The organism is Streptomyces carpinensis, assembly GCF_002154505.1.
Classification (GTDB): Bacteria; Actinomycetota; Actinomycetes; order Streptomycetales; family Streptomycetaceae; genus Streptomyces; species Streptomyces carpinensis.
In genome coordinates this window covers 1-3,832 of record NZ_MUBM01000512.1, presented here as the reverse complement: position 1 = coordinate 3,832, position 3,832 = coordinate 1, and the positions used below count along the sequence as shown (strand labels likewise).

General features: G+C 71.2%; 3 protein-coding genes. 2 read left to right on the top strand and 1 reads right to left on the bottom strand.

The window, feature by feature from the left end; genetic code table 11:
• Window positions 1–398 (bottom strand): FAD-dependent oxidoreductase (locus BZY54_RS45150; RefSeq protein ID WP_244217654.1); only part of this gene is annotated, 398 nt, incomplete at its 3' end.
• Between the two features lie 662 nt (window positions 399–1,060).
• On the opposite strand from BZY54_RS45150, the gene BZY54_RS45145 reads away from it, so the two are divergent.
• Both BZY54_RS45145 and BZY54_RS52545 read left to right on the top strand, forming a co-directional pair.
• Window positions 1,061–3,142, top strand: a complete 2,082-nt coding sequence (locus BZY54_RS45145; protein ID WP_086731163.1) for a SpoIIE family protein phosphatase — start codon at window positions 1,061–1,063, stop codon at window positions 3,140–3,142.
• Window positions 3,143–3,479: 337 nt separating this feature from the next.
• On the top strand, window positions 3,480–3,832 hold a 353-nt coding region (locus tag BZY54_RS52545; RefSeq protein WP_208640961.1), incomplete at its 3' end, for a hypothetical protein.

The following is a 3,832-nucleotide window of genomic DNA, read 5'->3' as shown; positions in this document are numbered from 1 at the left end:
TGCACGGGGACGGCGCCGTCCGGGACGATGGGCGGGATCACGGGCCGCTGGAACGGTCCGGTCGCGGCCACGACGAATCGGGCGTCGATGGCGCCCTCCGACGTCTCGACCCGGAAGCCGGCTCGACCGGCGTGCCTGCGCACCGACGTCACCTCGACACCGCACCGGATCGGGGCGCCGATCTTCTCGGCGTACGCGACGAAGTAGTCCGCGACCTGCTCCTTCGAGGCGAAGGCGTCGGGGGCGACGTCGGGGAACTCCAGCCCCGGGAACCGGTCGTGCCACGCGGGCCCGTTCGCGACCAGGGAATCCCACCGCTCCGAGCGCCACCGCTCGGCGATGCGGTGCCGTTCCAGGACGACGTGCGGCACGCCGTGGGCTCCCAGGTGCTCGCTCATCGCCACGCCTGCCTGGCCCGCCCCGACGACGACTACTTCAGTCTCTTCACTCGGCATTTCACCCTCCGCTCAGGCGGCACTCCATCCCGTCGTCGCGTTGACGGTGCTGCCGCACGAGACATCCTTGGGCGCGCCGGAAATTCTGTCCAACAGATGTTTCCGTGGAAGGCGATCGGATTTATTGATTTGGATGTCTCGACGCCAGGCGCACAGTGAGCACATGTCGACGCGCTGAATACCGCGACGGACCGGTGGGACGGCCGGGCCGCTACGGGCGGATCGCCGGGGGCCAGACATCCACTCGCCCGCGCAGGCCGCATCACCGGCCGCGAGTCGGTGGGTCACACCTGGCCGGTCAAGAGCAGGCCCCCTGGCACCTGCCATCGGTCACATCGGGATAATTCGGAGGATGGAGCCGATGCGGGGTAGAAGTGGAGGAAATGTACGGGCCAGCGGGGAGCTCGCACCATGGATCTTGTCCTGATCGGCCGGGATGCGGGAATCAGTCGCGGACGCGGCGCTCCGCCCGGCGCGTCGCCTCAACCGCCGAACCTCGCGTGCCACGCTGCGGGCTGGGTCGTGCCCTGCGGGAGGACCGGTTCGCCCGCTCTGCGGTGAGGCGGGCACGCCGGTGCGATCCGCGGGCGGAAGGAGGGAGTGTGATGAGCGTAGCGAGGCAGGGCGGCCCCGGGCGGACGGACAGTCCGGAGGAAGGGGCGGCCGGCCCGAGCGGGCTGCTGGATCTGCTGGGCGTGGCCGCGGTACTGGTGCAGGCCGACGGCCGGATCGACATGTGGAGTCCGCAGGCCGAGGAGCTGTTCGGCTATGCCCGCGGCGAAGCGGTCGGGCAGTACGCGGCACCCCTGCTCCTGCACCCCGAACACCGGGACGAGGCGATCATGCTGTTCGCCGGGGTGATGGAGACCGGCCAGGGCTGGGCGGGAGCGTTCCCGGTCCGGCACAAGGACGGCAGCACCCGGATGGTCGAGTTCCGCAACATGCGGCTGACGGACAGCCGCGGCGACCACTACGCCCTGGGGCTGGCCACCGACCGCTCCACACTGCGGCGGGTGGAGCGCGGCCTGGCCCTGTCCACCCGGCTGGTCACCCAGGCCCCCGTCGGACTGTCCGTCCTCGACACCGACCTGCGCTTCGTTGTCGTCAACCCGGCCCTGGCGTCGATGCACGGCATTCCCGAAGACGACCACGTCGGCCGCAGCTTCCGCGAGATCCTGCCCGATGCGTCCTTCCTCTCCGTGGAGGCCGCGATGCGCCGGGTCCTGGCGACCGGCGTGCCCTTGGTGGACGAGCAGGTGGTGGGCCGCACGGCCGCCACCCCCGATGCCGACCACGCCTGGATGATGTCGGTCTACCGGCTGGAGGACCACCACGGACACGTACTGGGCGTCGCCGACGTCGTGGTGGACGTCACCGACCGCTACCGGGAAGCCAGAAAGGCCGACCGGGCCCAGCAACGGCTGCGCCTCATGGCCAAGGGCTCGGCCCGCATCGGCACCACGCTGGATGTGGAACGGACCGCGCGGGAACTGGCTGACGTCCTCGTGCCCGACCTGGCCGACATGGTCGCGGTGGACCTCCTGGACTCCGTCCTGCAGACGGGCCGCACCGACGTGGGCGAGGGCCCGGCGCTCTTCCGCGCGCTGGCGGTGAAGACGGCCTACCCCACCGACGCCACCCAGGCACTCATCCCGCCCGGCCACCTCACGGCCTACCACGCCGACCACCCGGCGGCCCACTGCATCCGCACCCGCAAGCCCCTCCTGATCACCCACCTCGACGCCGGCGGCCTCGCCCGCGTCGCCGCGGACTCCCACGCCGCCCGCCTGCTCGCCCAAGCCGGTGTCCACACCGACATGGCGGTCCCCCTCATCGCCCGCGAGCACGTCATCGGCGTCATGGGCCTGGCCCGCGCCCGCAATCCCCACCCGTTCGACGAGGACGACCTCGCGCTCGCCTGCGAGCTCGCCTCGTGCGCCGCGCTGAGCATCGACAACGCCGTCCTGCACCAGCACATCCGCAGCGCCGCCGAAACGCTCCAGCGCAGCCTGCTCCCGAAACCGTCGCGCCATCACCCCGGACTGGAGGTCGCCGCCCGGTACCTGCCCGCGGAGGCCTTCAGCGAGGTCGGCGGCGACTGGTACGACGTCATCCCACTCGACGGTGACCGCACCGCCCTCACGGTGGGCGACGTCATGGGCAGCGGCATCCCCGCCGCCACCACCATGGGCCGCCTGCGCACCGCCACCTCCACCCTCGCCGACCTCGGCCTCCCCCCCGCCCGGATCCTCACCCACCTCGACAAGATCACCCGCGGTCTGGACCCCTACTTCGCCACGTGCCTGTACGCGGTCTACGACCCCCATCACGCCCAGCTGCATCTGGCCTGCGCCGGCCATCTGCCCCCGGTGCTGGTGAGGCCCGGCAGGGGACCCGAACTCATCAACCTGTCCACCGGCATTCCGCTGGGAGTCGGCGGTGTCCCCTTCGAGGCCACGACCCTCGACCTGGAGCCCGGGGATCAGCTGATCCTGTACACCGACGGACTGGTCGAAACCCGCCACGACCCCATCGACAGGCGCCTGGACGGCCTCCTGCGTCTGCTGTCACCCCCGTCCAGCTCCACGGAGGAGACCTGCGACCGGCTCCTGCAGCACCTCCGACACCCTGCTGCCCACGACGACGTCGCCCTGCTCATCGCCCGAATCCTGCCCACCCGACCCTGACTACAAGATCATCGGGGCCCCTGGTACGGAGGCCTCGGGCCTCTGACCCGCGCTGTGCTCACCCCGCCCTGACCACCACGGGGTCCCGGCAATCACGGGTCCTCCAAGAGACGCCAAGGGCTCCTCGGTCGTGACGGTCCTCCCTCGGCATGCGGCGGGTGGGCCGGCCCCGGTAGGCAGCGACAGCAGGTGATGTCCTGGTGGGGCGCCTGCGGCGGATGGGGTCCAGACGGGTACGGAGCGACGGCAAGGTAACGTTTAAGGGTGTTTGCCTGATTTGCGGCGCCGCCCGTCGTCGCATGTGCAGGTCTGTGGCCCGGAGTGAGCAGGAGACACCTTGGCACTTGACACAGCCGAAGCCGGCAGTCACCCCCAGCAGTCAGGGCTGGGCTTCCCGGCCGCCTCGTACAGAGCGCTGCGAGGCGCGGAGACGCTGACGCTGGCCCTCAAGGCCACGGAGTGCCTGGACGGCCGGGGCGCGTTCCTGCATTGGTGCGATCCTGCTGCTCGCCGGTTGCGCCTGGTCGCGGCCAGCGGGTTGGCCGCGACCAGGCGCAACCGGCGAGCAGCAGGATCGCACCAATGCAGGAACGCGCCACGCCCGTCCATGCACTCCGTGGCCTTGAGGTCCAGCGTCAGCGTCCCCCCCCTTCGCACCGCTCTGTACGCGGCGGCCGGGAAGCCCACCCC